This window comes from Burkholderiaceae bacterium DAT-1 (assembly GCA_019084025.1).
In the GTDB taxonomy this organism is placed as follows: Bacteria; Pseudomonadota; Gammaproteobacteria; order Burkholderiales; family Chitinimonadaceae; genus DAT-1.
Genome location: JAHRBI010000007.1, coordinates 349,246 through 371,226, shown reverse-complemented (window position 1 = coordinate 371,226; position 21,981 = coordinate 349,246). Strand labels below are relative to the sequence as shown.

The 21,981-nt window shown below is 54.3% G+C and carries 18 protein-coding genes; 4 read left to right on the top strand and 14 right to left on the bottom strand.

Translation table 11 applies throughout. The features are described 5' to 3' along the window. The first annotated feature begins 10 nt into the window (after positions 1-10). Complete coding sequence (locus KSF73_16570; protein ID MBV1777337.1) at positions 11-1,918, top strand: MFS transporter; 1,908 nt, start codon at positions 11-13, stop codon at positions 1,916-1,918. 195 nt (positions 1,919-2,113) lie between these two features. On the opposite strand, the gene asd is transcribed toward KSF73_16570, so the two are convergent. The 6 genes from asd to KSF73_16540 all read right to left on the bottom strand — a co-directional run bounded on the left by asd (position 2,114) and on the right by KSF73_16540 (position 7,810). Then, a complete protein-coding gene (gene asd, locus KSF73_16565) occupies positions 2,114-3,223 on the bottom strand; it encodes an aspartate-semialdehyde dehydrogenase (GenBank protein ID MBV1777336.1) in 1,110 nt (369 codons plus the stop codon). Between the two features lie 297 nt (positions 3,224-3,520). Then, positions 3,521-4,591, bottom strand: coding sequence for a 3-isopropylmalate dehydrogenase (gene leuB, locus KSF73_16560; GenBank protein ID MBV1777335.1), 1,071 nt, complete (start codon positions 4,589-4,591; stop codon positions 3,521-3,523). A gap of 23 nt (positions 4,592-4,614) precedes the next feature. Then, positions 4,615-5,253: a 3-isopropylmalate dehydratase small subunit gene (gene leuD / locus KSF73_16555; GenBank protein ID MBV1777334.1), complete on the bottom strand. Its 639-nt coding sequence runs from the start codon at positions 5,251-5,253 to the stop codon at positions 4,615-4,617. A 68-nt stretch (positions 5,254-5,321) separates the two neighbouring features. Beyond that, a complete protein-coding gene (locus KSF73_16550; protein ID MBV1777333.1) occupies positions 5,322-5,450 on the bottom strand; it encodes an entericidin A/B family lipoprotein in 129 nt (42 codons plus the stop codon). Positions 5,451-5,461: 11 nt separating this feature from the next. After that, positions 5,462-6,868, bottom strand: a complete 1,407-nt coding sequence (gene leuC / locus KSF73_16545; GenBank protein MBV1777332.1) for a 3-isopropylmalate dehydratase large subunit — start codon at positions 6,866-6,868, stop codon at positions 5,462-5,464. Between the two features lie 156 nt (positions 6,869-7,024). Continuing rightward, positions 7,025-7,810, bottom strand: coding sequence for a transporter (locus KSF73_16540; protein ID MBV1777331.1), 786 nt, complete (start codon positions 7,808-7,810; stop codon positions 7,025-7,027). Between the two features lie 346 nt (positions 7,811-8,156). Here KSF73_16540 and KSF73_16535 point away from each other — a divergent pair, with 346 nt between their 5' ends. Next, the gene (locus KSF73_16535; GenBank protein MBV1777330.1) at positions 8,157-8,753 is read left to right on the top strand and encodes an ABC transporter substrate-binding protein; all 597 of its coding nucleotides are present in this window, start codon (positions 8,157-8,159) and stop codon (positions 8,751-8,753) included. 71 nt (positions 8,754-8,824) lie between these two features. Here the strand turns inward: KSF73_16535 and KSF73_16530 are convergent, their stop codons facing one another. From KSF73_16530 to hemE, 6 genes are all read right to left on the bottom strand, one after another. Beyond that, positions 8,825-10,018 carry a glycoside hydrolase family 18 protein gene (locus KSF73_16530; GenBank protein ID MBV1777329.1) on the bottom strand — a complete coding sequence of 398 codons (1,194 nt, stop codon included), beginning with the start codon at positions 10,016-10,018 and terminating at the stop codon, positions 8,825-8,827. 137 nt (positions 10,019-10,155) lie between these two features. After that, positions 10,156-11,508, bottom strand: a complete 1,353-nt coding sequence (locus KSF73_16525; protein MBV1777328.1) for a hypothetical protein — start codon at positions 11,506-11,508, stop codon at positions 10,156-10,158. Positions 11,509-11,686: 178 nt separating this feature from the next. Next, positions 11,687-12,886 (bottom strand): ABC transporter permease, encoded by a 1,200-nt coding sequence (locus tag KSF73_16520; protein ID MBV1777327.1) that lies wholly within the window; start codon positions 12,884-12,886, stop codon positions 11,687-11,689. 2 nt (positions 12,887-12,888) lie between these two features. Next, the gene (locus KSF73_16515) at positions 12,889-13,680 is read right to left on the bottom strand and encodes an ATP-binding cassette domain-containing protein (protein MBV1777326.1); all 792 of its coding nucleotides are present in this window, start codon (positions 13,678-13,680) and stop codon (positions 12,889-12,891) included. A 150-nt stretch (positions 13,681-13,830) separates the two neighbouring features. Next, entirely contained in the window at positions 13,831-15,993 is a 2,163-nt protein-coding gene (locus tag KSF73_16510; GenBank protein ID MBV1777325.1) for a primosomal protein N', read from the bottom strand. Positions 15,994-16,376: 383 nt separating this feature from the next. Then, the gene (hemE, locus tag KSF73_16505; GenBank protein ID MBV1777324.1) at positions 16,377-17,441 is read right to left on the bottom strand and encodes a uroporphyrinogen decarboxylase; all 1,065 of its coding nucleotides are present in this window, start codon (positions 17,439-17,441) and stop codon (positions 16,377-16,379) included. Between the two features lie 182 nt (positions 17,442-17,623). Here hemE and KSF73_16500 point away from each other — a divergent pair, with 182 nt between their 5' ends. Then, complete coding sequence (locus KSF73_16500) at positions 17,624-18,280, top strand: hypothetical protein (protein ID MBV1777323.1); 657 nt, start codon at positions 17,624-17,626, stop codon at positions 18,278-18,280. Between the two features lie 23 nt (positions 18,281-18,303). Here the strand turns inward: KSF73_16500 and KSF73_16495 are convergent, their stop codons facing one another. Together KSF73_16495 and KSF73_16490 are read right to left on the bottom strand one after the other, a co-directional pair. After that, positions 18,304-18,888, bottom strand: a complete 585-nt coding sequence (locus KSF73_16495; GenBank protein ID MBV1777322.1) for an HD domain-containing protein — start codon at positions 18,886-18,888, stop codon at positions 18,304-18,306. Positions 18,889-18,895: 7 nt separating this feature from the next. Continuing rightward, the gene (locus tag KSF73_16490) at positions 18,896-20,605 is read right to left on the bottom strand and encodes a glutamine--tRNA ligase/YqeY domain fusion protein (GenBank protein MBV1777321.1); all 1,710 of its coding nucleotides are present in this window, start codon (positions 20,603-20,605) and stop codon (positions 18,896-18,898) included. Positions 20,606-20,836: 231 nt separating this feature from the next. On the opposite strand from KSF73_16490, the gene KSF73_16485 reads away from it, so the two are divergent. Further along, the gene (locus KSF73_16485; protein ID MBV1777320.1) at positions 20,837-21,979 is read left to right on the top strand and encodes a tetratricopeptide repeat protein; all 1,143 of its coding nucleotides are present in this window, start codon (positions 20,837-20,839) and stop codon (positions 21,977-21,979) included. The last annotated feature ends 2 nt before the right edge of the window (positions 21,980-21,981 follow it).

The following is a 21,981-nucleotide window of genomic DNA, read 5'->3' as shown; positions in this document are numbered from 1 at the left end:
GGTCAACCCTATGAATGCTAAACAGACGTCTGTACCCGCTCCTCACGAAACGCCCAACCAGTTTGCATTACTTGGCACGCGCCGTTTTCTTCCCCTGTTCCTCACGCAGTTCCTCGGCGCGTTCAACGACAATCTGTTTAAGAACGCCATGCTGGTAATGATTACCTTCTTTGGTTTGAGCTTTGCAGGTCAAAATGCGCAAACGCTGGTCAACCTTGCCGCTGGCGTCTTTATCCTTCCGTTCTTCCTATTTTCGGCGATTGCCGGCCAGCTTGCCGAAATGTACGACAAAGCGCGTCTGGCCCAGATGATCAAGCTCCTGGAAATCGGAATCATGCTGCTGGCCGGTGCGGGCTTCATCCTGCATGAGGCGGGCATCCTGATGGTGTGTCTGTTCCTGCTCGGGGTGCATTCCGCCCTGTTCGGCCCGCTCAAATATTCCATCTTGCCGCAATATCTGGGTGAGCATGAATTACTCGGCGGCAATGGCATGGTGGAAATGGGTACCTTTATTGCCATTCTGCTAGGCCAAATTGGCGGGACTTTGCTGGTCGAACATGCCGGTAGTAACGGATGGCTAATTGCATCCATCTGCGTGGGGGTTGCGATACTGGGTTTCGCCACCAGCTTGACCATGCCCAAGGCACCTTCACTGGCCAAGGATGTAAAAATTGCGCCATTGTCTGGTACATGGACCATTATCAAGCACGCCTCAAACAATCCGACGGTCTTCAATTCCCTGATGGGCATTTCCTGGTTCTGGTTCTTTGGCGCAGTTTTCCTAACCCAGCTGCCTGTTCTTTCAAGAGATATTCTCGGCGGAAATCCTGAAGTCTATACGCTGATGATGGCCATTTTCTCGATCGGTATCGGGCTTGGATCGGTGCTATGTGAAAAAATGTCAGGGCATAAGGTCGAGATCGGGCTGGTGCCGTTCGGTTCCATCGGATTGACGCTCTTTGCCGCCGATATCATGTTCGCCGTTCCTGCGCACCCCATTGCCGGACTGACGATCCACCAAGTGTTTGAGCACGCGTCTGTGATTCGCGTGATGTTTGATTTGGCGATGATTGGGCTCTTCGGCGGCTTCTTTATTGTGCCCTTGTATGCGCTGATTCAAATTGAAAGCGAGCCGGAAAATCGTTCGCGCATCATTGCCGCCAATAACATCCTCAACTCATTGTTTATGGTAGTTGCTGCAGGTTTTAGTGGTCTATTGCTGTCGCAGGGGATCAGTATTCCGGTGTTATTCATGGTGATTGCAGTGCTGAACGCGGTGGTTTGCATCTATATTTTCCGCCTGATTCCGGAATTCCTGATGCGCTTCCTGGTGTGGATCATGACCAGTCTGATGTATCGCATCCGGCTCTCAAATATCGAACATATTCCGGATGAAGGTCCCTGTGTTCTCGTATGTAACCATATTAGTTTTATGGACGCCTTAATTGTCGCAGGATCGATTCGTCGTCCCGTCCGCTTTGTGATGGATCACCGAATTTTTAAGGTGCCAGTGCTTAACTTTATCTTTAAAACAGCCGGTGCGATTCCAATTGCGTCAGCAAAGGAAGACCCGGCCATGAAGGCAAAAGCGTTTGATCGTATTGCCGAATACCTGCAACAGGGCGAAGTCGTATGTATCTTTCCGGAAGGTCAGATTACCCGGAATGGCGAGATGAACCCGTTTCGCAGCGGTGTAGAGGAAATCGTCAATCGAACACCTGTTCCGGTTATACCTATGGCTTTGCGGGGACTATGGGGGAGCTTTTTCAGCCGAAAGGATGGAGAAGCCATGCTGAAGTTACCGCGCCGTTTTCGAGCCAGAATAGAGCTCGTGATTGGTGAGTCGGTTGCTGCGGACGCAGTAACGGCCGTTTCACTCGAACAAACTGTCCGCCAGATGAGGGGCGACTGGCGCTAGCGCATGACTAACGCGATCTCCGCCAATCAACGACTGACTGGTGGAGATCTGCACACTGTTGCGCTGGGTGCCTGCAACTCGAGATACGCAAGCATACCGGCAGGTGGGGAATGGTGACATTGAGATTTGTGAGTTGATATGCAAAAAGCCATGCTGGCGCATGGCTTTTTATAAGTTACGGAATTACAGGCAGTCTTACTTGTCCAGAATAATCCGCAACACACGACGCAGCGGTTCCGCAGCGCCCCACAGCAGCTGGTCACCACAGACAAATGCACTGACATAATCCGGACCAAAATTCAGCTTACGCACACGGCCCACCGCAATATCAAGCTTGCCGGTCACAGCTGTCGGGGTCAGCTGCTGCACCGTGGTGGCGCGATCATTCGGTACAAAGCGGGTCCACGGGGTACTGGACTGGATCAGGGCTTCAATTTCGGACAGTGGTAGATCCTTGTTCAGCTTGATGGTCAGCGCCAGGCTATGGCAGCGCATCGCGCCAATCCGCACGCACAAGCCATCCACCGGAATCGTGCTGGCTGTACCGAGGATCTTGTTCACTTCGGCCTGACCCTTCCACTCTTCCTTGCTCTGGCCATTTTCCAGCTGCTTGTCGATCCACGGGATCAGGCTGCCAGCAAGCGGTGCACCAAAGTTGTCAGTCGGGAAATCTGCGCTGCGCATGGTGTCGGCGATGCGGCTATCAATATCCAGAATGGCAGAAGCCGGATCAGCCAGCAGATGCGATACCGCACCATTCAGTGCGCCCATCTGGTTCAGCAGCTCGCGCATATTTTGCGCACCGGCACCAGATGCAGCCTGATAGGTCATCGACGATACCCACTCCACCAGACCGGCCTTGAACAGACCGCCCACACCCATCAGCATGATAGAGTTGGTGCAATTGCCGCCAATGAAATTCTTGCCACCCTTGGCGATCGAACCCTTGATCAGATCCAAATTCACCGGATCGAGCACGATGACAGCATCGTCTTCCATGCGCAGCGTACTGGCAGCATCAATCCAGTAGCCATTCCAGCCCGCGGCGCGCAACTTCGGGAAAATCTCGGTCGTGTAGTCGCCACCCTGACAGGTGATGATGACATCCATGCCCTTGAGTGTTTCAACGGACTTGGCATCTTGCAGCGCGGACGGGCCATGACCCACGTCCGGCGCAGCACCACCCACATTGGAGGTGGTGAAAAACACTGGGTTCACCAGTGCAAAATCATTTTCTTCGCGCATGCGCTGCATCAGCACAGAGCCCACCATGCCGCGCCAACCAACCAGACCAACTTTCAACATACGATCACCTTACAAATACGAGAGGGTTGATTCCGACATCAGTGGGCAGTGCTTGCGAACAGCGCACGGCATTTCATTCGCAAAGCCAGTCGGGAGAAGCTTGTACTTGCGTACAACGCTCAAATGAAGAGGTTGACCTGTACGCAAAACAAAAGACGTCTCATGGGTCACAGTGTGCCGCAAGAGACGTCTTTGGGGAATACCGCGATGCACAATAATTTCTATTGCGAATCTAAATGGCAAAGTCTGGAATGACAAAGGCAGGCTATGCCCGCCCTTTGTGCGCGATATGAATCGTTACAGCGCAGCCACCACCGCATCACCCATGCCGGAACAGCTGACCTTCTCGCAGCCTTCCTCATAGATATCAGCGGTACGCAGACCCTTGGCCAGTACGGCCTTCACGGCGTTCTCGATGCGGGTAGCCACATCTTCGCGATTGAAGGTGTAGCGCAGCATCATGGCAACCGACAAAATCGTGGCCAGCGGATTGGCCACGTTCTTGCCAGCGATGTCCGGTGCAGAACCATGCGATGGCTCGTACAGACCCTTGTTGTTCTCGTCCAGCGAGGCCGAGGGCAGCATGCCGATAGAACCGGTCAGCATCGAGGCTTCATCGCTCAGGATGTCACCGAAGATATTGCCGGTCACCATCACGTCGAATTGCTTCGGATTGCGGATCAGCTGCATGGCGGCGTTGTCGACATACATATGCGACAGTTGTACGTCCGGATATTGCTTCGCCTCGTCGGTGAAGATTTCTTTCCAGAACTCGGTACACTCCAGCACATTGGCCTTGTCCACCGAACACAGCTTCTTGCCGCGCTTCTGCGCAATACCGTAGGCCACCTTGGCGATGCGGCGGATTTCCGATTCGCTGTAGCGCATGGTGTTGAAGCCTTCGCGCTCGCCTGCCGCGTTCACATGAATACCGCGTGGCTGGCCGAAGTAGATATCGCCCGTCAGTTCACGCACGATCATGATGTCGAGACCCGCCACCACTTCCGGCTTCAGGGTCGAGGCCTTGGCCAGCTCCGGATACAGGATGGCCGGACGCAGATTGGCGAACAGATTCAGATCCTTGCGGATACGCAGGAGACCACGCTCAGGACGGCTGTCGCGTGGCAGGGTGTCGTATTGCGGGCCACCGACAGCGCCCAGCAGCACGGCATCCGCCTTGCGTACCAGAGTCTGGGTGAATTCCGGATACGGATCACCATATTGATCGTAAGCCGCGCCGCCCAGCGGGGCGAATTCCAGCTTCATCTCCAGCCCTTCGGACTGCAGCTTTTCCAGTACGCGCACAGCTTGCGCCACGATTTCCGGGCCGATGCCGTCACCCGGCAGGATAGCAATATGCATGCTCATGTGTTGTCTCTCTTTATCCGGTCTTAAGCAAACAGCCAGGGCTGTGCGGCACGATGAGTGGCTTCAAATGCCTTGATCTTGTCTGCGTGCTGCAGCGTCAGACCGATTTCATCGAGGCCATTCAACAGGCAATGTTTGCGGTGCGCGGTAATCTCGAAGCTGAACGACTGGCCCGACGGTGTGGTCACGGTTTGCGCCGCCAGATCCACATTCAGACGATAGCCTTCGGTAGCAGTTGCTTCGCGGAACAGCAGATCCACCACTTCAGCCGGTTGCACGATCGGCAGCAAGCCATTCTTGAAGCAGTTGTTGAAGAAGATATCGGCAAACGACGGCGCAATGATCACGCGGAAGCCATAGTCTTCCAGGGCCCAAGGCGCATGTTCGCGACTGGAGCCGCAGCCGAAGTTCTCGCGCGCCAGCAGCACTTGTGCACCGGCATAGCGCGGGAAGTTCAGCACAAATTCAGGATTCACCGGACGGACGCTGTTGTCCATGCCCGGCTCGCCGTGGTCCAGATAACGCCATTCATCAAACAGGTTCGGGCCAAAGCCGGAACGCTTGATGGACTTCAGAAATTGCTTCGGAATGATCGCATCGGTATCGACATTGGCGCGATCAAGCGGGCATGTCAGCCCGTTCAGCTGGGTAAAAGCCTGCATGGTGTGTCTCTCTCAGGAAGGCAGCCGCACAAAAGCGGCTACGCCTCGCAATGGATGGATACGGAAGGCTACTTGGCGGCCTTCTCGATGGCTTCGCCACCCTTCTTGATGTCTTCGCCAATACCACGCATGGTATTGCAGGCCGTGAGGCCAAATACAGCGGAAATCATCATCAGGATCAGTGCCTTGCGTTTCATATTGCTCTCTTTCAGTTGAAGTGGCGCACGTCAGTGAAGTGACCGGCAATCGCTGCTGCTGCAGCCATTTCCGGACTCACCAGGTGCGTACGGCCACCCTGCCCCTGACGGCCTTCAAAATTACGGTTGGACGTCGAGGCACAGCGCTCGCCCGGTTCCAGACGGTCGGCATTCATCGCCAGACACATCGAACACCCCGGCTCGCGCCACTCGAAGCCCGCTTCGATAAACACGGTATGCAGGCCTTCAGCCTCTGCCTGTGCCTTGACCAGACCGGAGCCCGGCACAATCAGCACCTGCTTGACGCTGTCAGCTTTCTTTTTGCCCTTGACGACACCCGCAGCAGCGCGCAGGTCTTCAATGCGGCTATTGGTACACGATCCGATGAACACCTTGTCCACCGGAATCTGATCAATCGGGGTATCGGCGGTCAGACCCATATAGGCCAGCGCACGTTCCATACCGGACTTTTTCACCGGATCGGATTCATTGGCCGGATTCGGTACGCGATCAGCAATCGTCACCACCATTTCCGGCGAAGTACCCCAGGTCACTTGCGGAGCGATGGTTGCACCGTCGATTTCAACGACGGCATCAAACTGTGCGCCTTCATCGGACACAAGGGTACGCCAGTAAGCCACAGCCTGCGGCCACTGCTCGCCCTTAGGGGAGAACTCGAGGTCTTTCAAGTAGGCTTCGGTGACTGCATCGAACGCCACCATCCCTGCGCGGGCACCGCCTTCGATGGCCATATTGCACAGGGTCATGCGGCCTTCCATGGTCAGCGAACGGATCGCCGAACCACCGAACTCGATGGCGTAGCCGGTGCCGCCAGCGGTGCCGATGCGGCCAATCACGGCCAGTGCGACATCCTTTGCGGTCACACCACGCCCCAGTTCGCCATCCACTTTCACCAGCATGGACTTGGACTTCTTGGCCACCAGTGTCTGTGTGGCCATGACGTGCTCGACTTCGGATGTGCCGATACCATGCGCCAGTGCCGCAAATGCGCCATGGGTAGAAGTATGTGAGTCACCGCAGACAACGGTCATGCCAGGCAGGGTTGCACCGTTTTCCGGGCCCACCACGTGCACAATGCCTTGACGCTTGTCTTTGAACGGGAAGTAAGCCTTGGCGCCAAAATGCTTGATATTGGCATCCAGGGTTTCAACTTGCTGACGGGAAATGGGGTCTTGAATGCCCAGTTCCCAATGATCTGTGGGGGTGTTATGGTCGGCAGTGGCCACAATCGAACCGATGCGCCAGGGCTGGCGATTGGCCAGACGCAGGCCTTCGAAGGCTTGCGGACTGGTCACCTCGTGGACGAGATGACGGTCGATATACAGCAATACGGTACCATCAGCTTCCTGATGAACTACGTGACTTTGCCAGAGCTTGTCGTAAAGGGTGTGCGCCATGTTGTTGCTGTCTCTCCTCGTGAGACCGCAAACTTAACATGCGAACGCGGGGGGCGGCAATGATCTGCCGGATGTCCAATTGCAAACCACTGGGCAGTGCGCTGCAATCAAGCAAATGCTTGTATTTTTGTACCGTCTTTTATCCCTGCCCCCTTGCTAGAACAACTTCATGCCCAGCATGGTCACGCCACCGAATATTGACCACTTAGGCGATTGATTATTCAGCCCAAATGCCGCACCAAAATCCAGAGAAAATGAGCGAACCGGCGTATATGCGCCCGCCATCAGGAATTGACTCGTACTCGGAGCGCCCGTTTGGCGGGTACCTGAGAATTCGCCCGTAACAGACCAGTTTTCACTCAGTTGCCGAGAGAGCGCCCACGCCCAGCCCGTTGTCATTCTACCGGCGCCTTCAGGCGCATCCTCAAGTGCGGTATGCATCAGATAGAGATTGGCATCCGAGTGGAACGCTCCGTATTCCGCGCTATATATGCCGGTGATGACCCACGCGCGTTTACTCAATCCCAGCCCTGCCTTAGACGTGGGAAAAACGATGCCAGCTTCAAGCCCAAATGCGGACTTGTCATCCAGTGCAAAGCGTCGTTTAACAATGATGCCGGTGTCACCCTGCCCTGTAACGACATTTCCCGATTCATCCTTATTTTCAACCCATGAGTTTCCTGCAAGCCGGACGCCCCAGTCTTCCGAGAAGGCCAGCTTCACAGCATATGGGATGGTTACCTGCGAACTGTGATCATGCTGCGCGAGCTTAAATCCGCCGCCTTCCAGTTCAAGCCATCCGGGCGCGGACAGTGCGGCAGGGGTGGCAGCACTGGGCCGATAAGGCGTAACGGCCGGTTCATCGGTTACCACATCGGCCTGAACGGACACCATTGCAAGTGTGCATAGCAATGGGCCAAGGATTCTCCCACTTCGTTCCATGGTTTAATCTCCACGTGTACTCAACTTCAAGTATTGAAAGGACACGGGAATTTTTCCAGAACGCAAGTGTCTGACCGATGAACGGTACACAATTGTTTCGTTTGACGATAATCGGCGAGCAGGGAGGACCGCTTTGCAAAAATAGTTAATTTTGTTACTATCTAATTGTTAATTCTTCCAGTTGCGCACAACTGCATTACATTGACATAATTATCATTTTTAATACCCTACATCATCCATAACATGATGGCTGTACATGTTTCATTCAGCATCTCTAAGCTATGCTCATGAGTAACAAGCTTGGGTATCTGCCTGACATACAATCAAAAACTTGAAGGAAACGCGAATGCGCCGCTTGCTCTCCACCCTCCTGCTCGCCACAACCCTGCATCTGTATGCGGCGGACTCTGGCGCGAGTGCAGACAGCCTGGTCAAGAATACCAGCTCCGATATCATTTCAGCGTTGAATGCCCATTCTTACGCAGCAGGTGACAAGCGCCTTCTGGATCTGGTGGAAAACAAGGCGCTGCCAAACTTTGATTTTACCCGTATCACCGCACAGGCAGTTGGCAAGCACTGGCGTGATGCCAGTCCAGATCAACAAGCCTCTCTGGTTCGAGAGTTCAAGGCATTGCTAGTTCGCACCTATACCTCAGCCCTGACCTCAACCAAGATTAAGTCCATCGATGTCAAACCGGCTCAGGCCGACAATGGTGACGACCGTGTGCTGGTACGCACCTCCGTCAATCAGGCATCCGGGCAGAGTGTTGCCATCGACTATCGCATGCTGAAGACAGCAGACGGCTGGAAGGTGTACGACGTAGCCGTTGAAGGTGTCAGCCTGGTGACCAACTACCGCACCGACTTTAATCAAACTGTACAAAAGGGTGGGATTGACGGCTTGGTGAAAGCATTGATCGCCCGCAATAACGGCGGAAAATAATCTGCCGGAATGGTTAGCGCGTCAAAATAGTGGCACCGTGAGGGTGCCATTATTTTGGCTGTATCTTTCGACTAATTGGGCGTCACTGCAGGCTGACGCAACTCGGATAACACATTGATCAGCGTGTGTTGCCTATCACCACTCAGCTCCCACATCATGGCGCCACCTAAGCCTTGAGCGCGAATCATGGCGACTTTCTGTTGAACGGATGTCACAGAGTCAAATGTCACCATGGCACCATCCGACTCACGGAATAGCCAGCTTGCCCCGGTTGCTTCATGCTCGTAACGCGTGAAACCTTGTGCCGAGGTGTAGTGCAATTCGATATCACTTAAATCCAGCGACCCCATATCGCGCTCCCAACTGCCCTTTCCGATGGCCGTACAGGCTTGATACAAGCCATGTTGCTCAGATTTGCAGCCTGTCCAGTGATACCCATAAAGCGGCACGCCAACCACCAGTTTTTGCGGAGGAACATGTGCAGCAAGGTAGCCAGACACCATCGATTGCACGCTCTCCGGTGCTGCACCATCATAAGCGGGCTGTAAGGGATCGATTGCCAGCGAAGCTACATGCCCAGCCGTTTTACTCCACGGTCCGGCAAAGTCGTACGCCATCAGGTTGAACCAGTCGACGTACTTTGCCGCAGCCGAAATATCCGCATGCTTAAGATAATGTGCGCCAGATGTTGCGCTGGTCAGTAAATACTGTGTGTTTGCACCGTGCCCTACCCGATCCATTTGCTGCCGGATGGCTTTGAGCAGCAGCGGATAGTGATCGCGATCCTCAGGGCGATGATGATTACCCTCCATCCCACCTTCAACCGGATACTCCCAATCAATATCGATACCATCAAAGCCATATTGCCGCATAAATTGAACGGCAGATCGGGCAAAACGCGCGCGTGAAGCAGGCGTTGCGGCTACGTCAGAGAAAGTTGCCGAGCCAGTCCAGCCCCCAATTGAGATCAATGTTTTAAGATGCGGATGCGCAGATTTAAGCATTCGAAGTTGCTTGAACAAATTGGCACCCCGTGCATCGTGCTCCGGGGACATTTGGACAACTTGCCCCTCTTTCACCAGTGCGAATGCGAAAATAACATGAGTCAGCTTATCAGCGGGAATGGAGGAGACCGGGAATTGTCGCGCCTCAGACGACCAACTCGTGTAATACGCCGCAACCTTGAACGGTTCAGCCGCATCCACATGGCTACACGCCACTAATCCAACCATTGACGCAAGTATTTGCTTAAACACCTGATGCATAGGCATCTCCGATAGCACGTCCTAAAACGTGCCAGAGTAAACACATGCATAAGTGGTAGCAAATTTGTATTAACTACAGCAGTAAAACGGGCAATCGTGCTGATAGGAATGCAACACGATCACCTCGCTCGGTGCGATTAGTTGTGAGAGATGTAACGAATATTACTGCTCAGGGAATCTGCCACATACAGGTTTCCATTGGTATCAACAGAGATGGATTGCGGCCCGTCAAACAATGCCTTCGCACTTGTACCATCCGTCACACCTGCCCCAAGGCCACCAGCCAGGGTAATCATGGATCCACCCGGGGTAATCAGCAAAATTTGATTCATGACCGTTGTTCCATTTAAAGGACTGGTTGCGTATGCGGTACCCATGCTATCCAGTGCAATACCTGCAAACAGAATATTGCCCTTTGTTGCACCCAGACAGCCCGGATTAGACGCCGCACTGATGCCAACGTAAGTGGTAACAACACCCGTGGGTGTGATCATCCGGACTGCACCAGCGCCCTGGTCGGTAACCAGTATATTGCCGTCCTTATTGAGCACCGCGCTATTCGGTGAACAAAACTGCGCCGAACTGCCAGTCGCGTTAACATATCCCTGCGAACCACCTGCCAGCGTACTCACGAGGCCGCCTGCCGTAATCTTGCGTATCGAAAAATTGCCAGCATCCGCCACATACACATTTCCGTCGCCATCAACCGCGAGCCCCGTTGGCCCATTGAAGGTGGCTGCCGCACCTAAGCCATCTTCAGCGCCTGCTGTGGAAGAGCCCGCCAGCGTAGTCACTTCGCCCATCTTTGTAATTTTGCGGATGGCGTTATTACCCGTATCCGCGATGTAAAGATTGCCATTCTTATCGACAGCAATCCCGGTTGGTGCATTGAAATTCGCTGTATAGGTTGTGCCATCCAGAAAGCCGGAGAACCCGCTTCCCGCAAATGTGGTTACCACCCCGGCTGACGTCATTTTACGAATCAGGTTATTGCCAGTATCCACGATGTAGATATTGCCATCTGGCGCAACAATGAGTCCCTTGGGATTCTTGAATAGTGCCTTGGTGCCCGTCCCATCGGTGTTCCCCGTGACAGGCGTCGCCACTACCGTGGTACCACCCGCGACGGTCTTGACCGTCACCGTTGCAGACACGCATGTCACCGCTACATTGGAGATATTTGCACTTGCGACCGTCCCGCTTCCATTTGCAACGGTGCATTTTTGCCAGAACGGGTTGCTCCCGGCTGTGACCGCATAGGTGGCGCCTGTTGCGATCTTGGTGGCAAAGGCAAAGCTGGTGTCCGACGATTTGATGGTGAGCGTTTCCTTGCCGTTCACGAGCGTGAGCCCGTTCCCGTTGAGCCCAACAATCGTTCCGCTGATCACATAGCCGGATGTATCCCCGCCGCCGGATGAGGATGATGAGGAGGAGCCTCCGCCACAGGCAGTCAGCCCAAGTGCAAATAAGGAAATAATCTGTAGGCGCATGATTCCCTCGTTATATGTTGTTCGGGCTGACGCCAGTTCGCCCAGTATTGAGAATAGACAATCTCCTTTCAGATCAAAGTGTAAAAACATCGCTTTACATGCACACGGCACAAAATAACAACGCCAGCCTGTGCAGGGCTGGCGCGTTCATATTTTCGTCATGAAAAGATGGTGCAGATTAGCTCCGGAACAATACTTCCTCGCGCTCGCACCAGCGTTTGCAGGCAAAGAGGAGCGCACTTGCAACCAGTACGGTTGATGACATCACAATCGCCAATTCTTTTACGCCCAGCGTGCCCTTAATGATTTCCTTTACTGCCAAGGAGATATTGGTTAGCGGCACCCATGCCCAGCCAGCATCGAGGCGCATGTCCGGCAGCATGGATAGCATGATCGGCACAATTGCCAGCATCATGACCTGAGCACCGTAAGTACTGGCCTCCTTCACACTGCGAGCATGGAACGACAGCACAAGCAGCAAGGAGGAGATAATGGCCATTGCGGGCAGAATCAGCATCGCAATCAGTGCAAAATCCGTCATGGTGATTGAACTGATGATGGCCACAAGGTCATTCATACCGCTGCCCCTGAGCAAACCAGTTGCCCATAGTGCGAGTGAAATCACGGTAAACAGACTGGTTGCGCAACCCACAAGACCGACCGCCAGGAACTTGGCCAGCACAAGTTGACTCCGTGGCACAGGCAATAAGAGCAATGACTCCAGTGTACCCCGCTCCTTTTCACCTGCCCCCATGTCCATGGCGCATACCATTGCTGCTTGAATGCCAAAAATGAGCAGAAAGTAAGGCAGCATCGCTCCGACCATCTCGCCAAGCCGTTCACGATCATTGGCCGTGCTATTGATGGTCAGGGTAACCGGTTTGGCGAGTACCTTTTGCGCATGCTGATCCAGTCCGCGGGAAGCCAGTGCCTGACTACGTAATTCGTCTCCCCAGTCGGCAATCAGCGCCTTCATGCGCTTCCCGATGATGTCAGCAGACGTTGCCGCGTTATATTGCAACGTGATGTTGACCTGGTCGCCCCCTGCAATGCGCTGTTCCGTACCTTTAGGAATGGTGACTACAAAATCGAGCTTTTCTTCCTTGATTGCCTTGGCGGTCGTTGCTGGATCAGCCCACTCTACGCGGCGCATTTGCGGCATGGCCGACAGACGCTGATCAAAGGATGGCGAATCAGGCGCATTAAAGACCGCATATTTGTACACACGGCGAGACTCTTGCTCGAGGCGACTCTTGGCTAGAAAGGAGAATCCACCAATCAAAAGCGGCACAATCAGCCCGGGCACAACCAGCATCAAAATCAGCGTACGCCGGTCGCGGAATACTTCGAGCAATTCTTTACGGAAAATCGTCCACATGATTACGCGCCCTTTCCTTGCCGGGTGGAACGAAGACAGGATAGATACCCCCTTGCCAGATCGCCCTGACCGGCATCGCGCAGAGATGATACTGTGCCTTCAAATTGGCTTGTACCCACATCAATGACCGCGACCCGCTCACAGAGGGTCTCTACTTCGTGCAAGTGATGCGTAGAAAACACCACGGCAACACCATCTTTTCGGCATTCCTGCATAAATGACAGCACCAGCTGAGCGCCCAGAATGTCGAGGCCGGTAGTCGGTTCATCGAGCACCAATACACGTGGCGCATGCACAACCGAACGCGCGATCAGTGCGCGCTGTTTCATCCCTGCGGACAGTGAATCTGCGCGGCGATCCGCATATTGCTCCATCTCCAGACGCTTGAGCAGTGAATCAACACGCTTTGCGGCATCTGACGCAGACAAGCCATGTACGTCAGCAAAATAGCGAATATTCTCGCGAACGGTCAGTCGGCCATACAATGCAGTTGCACCAGACAGAAAGCCTATTTTGCGACGTGCGGCTAATGGGTCGCTGACCAGATCCACGCCATCGACCAGCACGCTTCCCTGTGTGGGCGCAAGGGCAGTGGATAGCATGCGCAAAGATGTTGTCTTGCCTGCGCCATTGGGTCCAAGCAGGCCTAGGATCTCGCCACTCGCTGCATGAAATGAAACGTCACGGACGGCTTCAAACCAACCGTCTACTTCGCGTTCATCTATGGTACCTGGCACAATTTTGCGCTTTTTGGGTAATTTGAATCGCTTGGCTAGCGATTTAACCTCGATCATGCACGCCTCCGTTCGCCTATCGTGACTTGTTGTTTGATAAGAGTCATCCTATCAGCGATAGCGCGCAACGTGCATTTGCAGGGGGCTGAACTGCGGCTATTCAGAGACAAGCCGCGGAAATTCTGCGATCAGTTGCGACGGGAATATGCGCTAAACCTCTAGCGGGTCGACATCAAGTGACCAGCGCACTTTGGCGTGCCGTACCTGACGCAATGCATGCATCCACTGCGCAAGCCAAGTACGCAATGCGCCACGATGGCTGGACTGCACAAGTACCTGAGCACGCTCGCGGTTGGCTAGCCGAACCATCGAGGCTTCCACTGGGTCATAAACGACGATGCCGGGCGTTACTGGCGCCAAGGCAAGTGCCTGGCGAAGAAATGCTAACGCGTCTGCGAGGACAAGTGCATCTGCGCGGAGAATGGCCTGAGCACATACCGGTGGAAATTGTGCGGTCTGCCTTTGCGCAAGCTCGGCATCGGCAAAGCTGGCGTAATCATCACGAATCAATGATTGAAACAAGGGATGATCGGAGAAATCGGTTTGGATCAGTACAGTGCCGGGTTTATCCCCTCTCCCAGACCGGCCGGCAACCTGCGCAAGCAATGCATACATTCTCTCGGCTGCGCGGTAATCCGCGCTGAATAGTCCACTATCTGCGCCAACAACCACAACGAGTGTCAGATTCGGGAAGTCATGTCCCTTAGCCAGCATTTGCGTGCCGATCAAAATATCGGCTCGCCCTTCATGAATATCCTCAAGCGCGGCTTCAAAGCTGCCCTTGCGACGCGTACTATCCCGATCAATCCGGATCACCTTTGCATGGGCGAACTGGCTCGACAGAAACTCTTCAATGCGCTGCGTACCCTGTCCGACAGGGCGAACATCCTGATTGCCACACCCAGGGCAACGTGCGGGCAGACGTTCCTCAAGTCCGCAATGATGACAGCGCAGGGTACGCTCGCGCAGGTGTACGGTTAGCCTTGCGGCACAGCGCGTACACGCCGCCATCCAGCCACACTCGCCACAATGCACAACAGGCGCATAACCTCGTCGGTTAATAAAGACAAGTACCTGCTCCTTTCGTGCGACCCGATCCCGAATAGCCTGAAGCACCCCGGGATGCAAACCCTCCACCAGACTCTGGCGCCGGGTATTCACCAGGCTGATCTGTGGTGGCTTTGCACCGGATACTGCGCGTTCTCTTAAAAGATGCAAGCGATATTTTTCTGTCCGTACGTTATGCCACGTCTCCAGACTGGGCGTAGCGGAACCCAGGACAATAGGTACATTGCGCTGATTTGCCCGCCATACCGCCATGTCACGTGCGGAATAGCGCAGGCCTTCCTGCTGCTTGAAACTGGCATCATGCTCTTCGTCGACGACAATCAGCCCCAGCGATGGCATGGGCGTAAATACAGCCAGACGGGTACCCAGAACAATCCTTGCATCACCTCGGGCTGCTGCCATCCAGCCTTGCGCACGATCACCATCAGCTACTGAAGAATGGAGCGAAACCAGTGCAATGCCAGCAAATCGGGCACGAAATCGGGCTTCGAGCTGCGGTGTAAGGTTAATTTCTGGCACCAGAATCAGTATTTGCTTACCTTTCGCAAGCATACTGGCAATCGCCTGGAGATAGACCTCTGTTTTACCGCTCCCGGTAATCCCCATGAGCAAGGCAGGCGCAAAGCCAGCAGATGAAGCAATGCCCTCAACTGCTGCAGCTTGGTCTGCGTTAAGCTGCAACGCACCGCTGGCGGAAATGATCGGCGGATGCTGCTTGACCGCGTATGCCACCTTTTCGATTAGCCAGCTTTGCACGAGCTTCCACGCGCCGGGCGAAAGCGCGCGGATTTCATCCTCAGTACGTGGTTCCGATAGAAACGTTGCCAGCCGATGTTGCATCACTGCCCGAGCGGGCAGCATCGCCTTGAGTGCAGCAGCATCACGTAACTGATAATTCAGCGACTCAACCACTTTGAACGGTGCAGGATCACGCAGGCGGGTCGGTAATGCGGTCTGAATCACCTGCCCAAGCGGATGGTGATAATAAGCAGAACAAAAACGGAGCATCGCCAGCACATCTACCGGCAGCGCGGGCATATCCTCGAGAATGGCGATAATGGCTTTATGCCGGATCTCCGGGTTGCTCGGCTGGGCACTGACGCCAAGGATAATTCCCACCAACTTACGGTTGCCAAAAGGCACCACGACTCTGCGGCCAACATCTGCAGCGGACACCTGCTCTGCGGTGTAATCGAATGCACCATCCAGTGGCACATCCAGCGCAACCTGAACAAAGAATGTCATGCTCTTTCATCGCCTTACGCAGCCGATTATCGGCCGATTGTGTTGTGTTTCAACCAGTTGCAAAGTTGCCCACAGAAGCTGTGGATAACTATGTGGGTATTTACGCGATTTTTTGCTAAATCCCCGTTCTACCTAGCAATTTTCTGAAGTGCCTAAAAAATAGGCCGAAAATTTATCCTTTTAAAATCAACAAGATACTATTGATGCATTATTTTTGTACAAACGCACTTGCGCTTGACAAGAATAAAATTCGCGCTGTCAAATTTTGTGCATAAGTTAGAGCGGCAATCGCAGCACGGACATGAAAAAAATGGTGCAAGTCCCTGATATTGATTGAAATAATCAAGCTCAGGCAACTCGCACCGCTTTGGTGCTGATGTTGGCTAGTTGTGGTAGGTACGCGACAAGCGATGTACCGCATCCACTAATGCTGTCACATGATCAGGGGGCGTAAACTGGGAAATCCCGTGACCAAGGTTAAATACATGTCCCGCGCCATGGCCGAAATCTCCCAGCAAGCGAGCCACTTCTGCTTCGATTGCTACCGGATTGGCAAATAGGGCATTAGGATCAAAATTACCCTGCAATGCAACCTTATGCCCAACGCGGCGGCGCGCGTCCGCCAGATTCATGGTCCAGTCAAGACCGAGTGCATCCGCGCCACTGTCGGCAATCTCTTCAAGCCATAAACCGCCACCCTTGGTAAATACGATGACGGGGACTTTCCGGCCTTCATGTTCGCGCTTGAGTCCGGCAATCACTTGCTTCATGTAGGCAAGCGAGAATTCCTGATACTTACCATAGGCAAGGGCTCCGCCCCAGGTATCGAAAATCTGAACTGCCTGCGCGCCGGATTCGATCTGTGCATTCAGGTACTCGGTGACGGTGCGGGCATTTACGTCCAAAATATGGCGCAAGAGATCGGGACGGTCATACATCATCGTTTTGACACGACTGAATGTATCCGATCCACCGCCCTCAATCATGTAACACGCCAGCGTGAAAGGGCTGCCCGAGAATCCAATGAGCGGCACGCGGCCATCTAGTGCCTTGCGGATTGAACTCACGGCATCGGTCACATAGCCCAGTGTATCGGCGATATCGGGCACGGATAGCTTCAGAATGTCTGCTTCGTGACGCAGCGGACGTTCAAATTTCGGCCCCTCTCCTTCAGCAAAATACAGCCCAAGCCCCATAGCATCGGGAATGGTGAGAATGTCTGAAAACAGAATCGCTGCATCCAGCGGATATCGCTCCAGAGGCTGCAATGTAACCTCTGTCGCCATTTCCGGAGATTTGCAAAGATTTAGAAAAGAGCCCGCACGCTTACGTGTGGCACAGTACTCGGGCAGGTAGCGCCCGGCCTGGCGCATCAGCCAGAGTGGCGTGTACTCAGTGGGCTCGCGCAATAGCGCGCGCAGGAAGGTGTCATTTTTCAATTGCGTCATCGGCGTGTCCAGCAGGCAATGATTCGTGTGCAAGATAATCGTACCCCGGCATTATGCCACCCCTTTGCCGATGTCTTTCATCCAATTGATCAAGAACTGGCTATGAGTTGAGGCTGCGCAAGTTTGCAGGCGGAAATTCGATGTGATAAGTTGTGACATTAATATTTTATATATAATCAATTATGAAAACAGCACATTCATCTGAAAAGATCCGCATCGTCAGCCCATACGCTGGAGAAGCGATCCCCTGCCCGGCCTATATACAGCGCATCGATGATGTTCGCACTCATGGATGGCAGCTCCGGTACGGAAAATGGGTCTTTTTTTCAGACAAACAGCACACACCTGCAGGCGCAATTCAGTCTTTATTATTGGCCGTTGTGGAACTAAAGCAACGAATCCGTCTATTGGACGCCCCGACTGGATTACGAAAACATCGTAATCAAAACAAGCAGACCAATCTCCCCGCGGGGATATCAGGGCCGATCCATAGAAAACGATCCGGCCGAGATGTGACCGAAGTAAGCTTCGGCGTCACCATCCCTCGATTCGGGAAACGACCTACCAATCGTATGGTTTACATCGGCACCAGCAATACGATTAACGACTCGAGAATTTCGACGGCGCTGATGCGGGCAGAGTTCATCAGGTCCCGCGCGGTCGCCGAATACCAACTCGCAGCTAATGCAGAAATCATGACAATGATTGCCAGTCTAACTGCGTTGCAGGATCAGCTGAACCGGATTGTGTCGAATAGCCATGAAGTTGACGCAAGCCCTACTTCCCGCATGTCACCGGAGATAAAGCTGTGCGAACATGTAGAAAATGAGCCCTGCTAACTACGTTAGCACGGGGCTCACATTCAACGCAGCCACCCACGATCCCGGGCGGATTCTAGACGTGGCAGCAACCACTGCCACAATGCAGGCGCAATCGACTCGATATCCGGTTGATTGCGCGCAATCACTTGCTCGAAGCGCACCGAATTTTCCTGCCAGCTGATCCCTTCGTTGGTCAGGTTAATCAGCATGGGGATTGCGCGATCACAGGCATGCGCAAAACGGGACTCGGCCGTGGCTTTGTCTTCATGCTCATCCCACAGCGCCCGCAACCGAGCCGCCTGATCGGCCGGTAGCAAGCCGAATATGCGATCTGCAGCCGCAGCTTCCCGTTCGGCTTTGTCTTGAGATGCTGCGGCATCGTACAGAAACGTATCACCGGCATCGATCTCGACAATATCGTGCACCAGCAGGAGCTTGATAACACGGTCGATGTCAATCGGCTCGCTAGCATGCGGCGCAAGCGTCATCGCCATCATGGCTACATGCCAGGAATGCTCGGCACTGTTCTCGGCGCGCGCACCACCCACCGTGCGGGTGCGGCGCGCAACGAGTTTTAGTCGATCAATTTCCAGCAGGAAGTTGAGTTGCTGATCCAGGCTGACCATCAGCTGCTCATTTCTGCCATGCGTCGCGCAGACCAACCGTGCGGTTCATCACGATCTTGCTGCCAGGCTGATGATCCTTGCGGTCGGTCACGAAGTAGCCCAGTCGTTCAAACTGATAGCGTGTTTCCGGCGCGGCATCGCGCACGCAGGCTTCAACATAGCCCTTTACAACAGTCAATGATTGCTCGTTCACAAACTGCACAAAGTCTTCGTACTGGCCATCTTCGCGGCGCACTGCATCCGGACGCTCGACCGTAAACAGTCGGTCGTACAGGCGAACTTCGGCTTCCAGTGCATGCTCTGCGCTCACCCAGTGAATCACGCCCTTCACCTTGCGGCCGACCGGATTCTGCCCCAGCGTGGCCGGATCAATTGAACATTTCAGCTCGACCACCTTGCCGGATGCGTCCTTGATCACTTCATCGCATTTGATCACATAGCTGTAGCGCAGGCGCACTTCGCCACCGGCCGTCAGACGCTGCCAGCCTGCTGGCGGCACTTCGGCGAAATCATCACGTTCGATATAGAGCGTTGGCGCAATTGGTACATCGCGCTCACCAAATTCGGGGTGATGCGGATGGAATGGCGCGCTGCGGCTGGAGGTGACGCCCGGCTCGAAATTGGTCAGGGTAACCTTGATCGGATCCAGTACAGCCATGACGCGTGGCGCTTCGGCTTCCAGCATTTCACGCACAGCGCCTTCGAGAATGCTGTAGTCGATCACATTCGGTTGTTTGGACACACCGCAGCGTTGCGCAAACAACTTCAGACCGGCTGGCGAGTAGCCACGGCGACGCATGCCGGAAATAGTGGGCATGCGCGGATCATCCCAGCCGGTAACCTTGTTTTCCACCACCAGCTGGTTCAGCTTGCGCTTGGAGGTAATGGCATGCAGTAGTTCGAGACGGCTGAATTCAATCTGTTGCGGATGGCTGGCGATGGTGATGTTATCGAGCACCCAGTCGTACAGCGGACGGTGATCTTCGAACTCCAGCGAGCACAGGCTATGCGTAATGCCTTCAATCGCGTCAGAGATACAGTGGGTGTAGTCGTACATCGGATAGATGCACCACTTATCGCCCGTGCGAATGTGGTGTGCGCGGCGGATTCGATAAATGACCGGGTCACGCAGATTCAGATTGGGCGAACCCATATCGATTTTCAGACGCAGTGTCTTGCTGCCGTCTTCAAATTCCCCCGCTTTCATGCGGCGGAACAGATCAAGATTTTCTTCAATCGTGCGATCACGGAAGGGGCTGTTACGGCCCGGCTTCACGAAATCACCACGATAGTCACGCATCTCTTCGGCATTCAGTTCGCACACGAATGCCTTGCCCGCCAGAATCAGTTCTTCGGCATATGCATACAATTGATCAAAGTAGTCCGATGCCCAGCGTACCTCGCCGTCCCACTCGAATCCCAGCCAGCGTACGTCTTCCTGGAAGGCAAGTGCGTACTCTTCGGATTCCTTTTCCGGATTGGTATCGTCGAAACGGAGATTACATTCGCTAGCCAGACCCTTGGCCTTGTAGTCTTCCTTGATACCAAAGTTGATGCAGATCGCCTTGCAGTGGCCGATGTGCGCATAGCCATTAGGTTCCGGCGGAAAGCGCGTGACAGTACGCTGATGCTTGCCGGAGGTAAGGTCGGCATCAATGATGGAACGAATAAAGTTTGACGCTGCCGGTGTCGACGCGGCGGAAGTATCTTGAGTCATGTATCGCGATGGGTAGAAATTGTGCAATCTATCGATTCTATCGCATTTCAGTCCACTTTCGTTTGCCTGTACCACCTAAAATATGCCCGTGTGCCATTCAGGTCAGACGCAGCATGAAGCAGACATTTCCAGCGAACTGCGAGGAAATAAACACGCCATCCCGCCTGCCTGCTACAATCGCCGGTCGTTTTTACATTGCCAGTCAGTCTAACCATGCCAAGCAAGCGTTTCATGCCCGCCCTGATGGCCACCCTGTTGATGTTGCCTGCTATGGCAGATGAGGCCGGCGATATTGCCAGTCTGATCAGCAAAGGCGAGCCACGTGAAGCGGTAGAGCGCGCCGATGCTGCTCTGGCTAAAGCGCCAAGGGATGCTCGCATCCGTTTCCTGAAAGCCTGCGGCCTTGCAGATTTAGGGAAAGCAAACGAGGCGATTCAGGCATTTCTGTCCCTTACCAAGGACTATCCTAATCTGCCCGAACCTTACAATAACCTCGCTGCGCTGTATGCTCAGCAGGGCCAGCTTGATCGTGCGCGTCAGGCGCTGCAAATGGCAATCCAGACCAATCCGGCTTATGCCACCGCGCACGCCAACCTTGCCGATGTCTACAGCCGGCTGGCTGCACAAGCTTACGATAAAGCACTGCAGATTGACCGGGGAAGCAGCTCGGCAGGCGCACAGCAACCGAAGCTAGCCCTGGTTCGTGATCTGTATAGCCGCAATACCATTGTTGCTAGCAATAACGTGACGCCTCCGCCTTCGCCCACCACGGTGATCAAACCAAGTCCGGCTCCGGCTGCTGTTCAGCCACCAGCGCCCGCACCAAGTGTGGCGCCGTCAGTAAGCGCTACCAAGCCAGCGACGCCCACACCCACACCGACCTTGCCACCAGTAGCAGCGGCTAAGCCGAAGCCCAAACCAAGCGAGACACCTGCCGTCACCGGCAAACCATCTGCCGTGACGCCGGCGCCAACTCCCGCGCCGCCACCCGCAGCAACTGCACAAACACCGCAACCTGCAAAGCCTGAGGCGGCGCATCGGATGGAGCAGGACATCGTCCATGCCGTGAATGCCTGGGCAGATGCATGGGAATCGAAAAAGGTTTCGGCCTATCTCGCCTACTACAGCAAGTCGTTCAAGCCAGCAGGGATGTCACGCACCGAGTGGGAAAAGCAGCGTCGTGAGCGCATCGAAGGCGCGCGCAAGATTGTTGTTAAGGTGAGTGGCGTCAAAGTTAAGATTGAGGGCGATCGCGCAACAGTCCATTTCGTTCAGAAGTACCGCTCTGACCGGCTCGATACGTCAACTGGTAAGACACTGGTGCTTGAACGTATCGGTGACCGTTGGCTGATCCGCGAAGAGCGTGTAGGTTAATA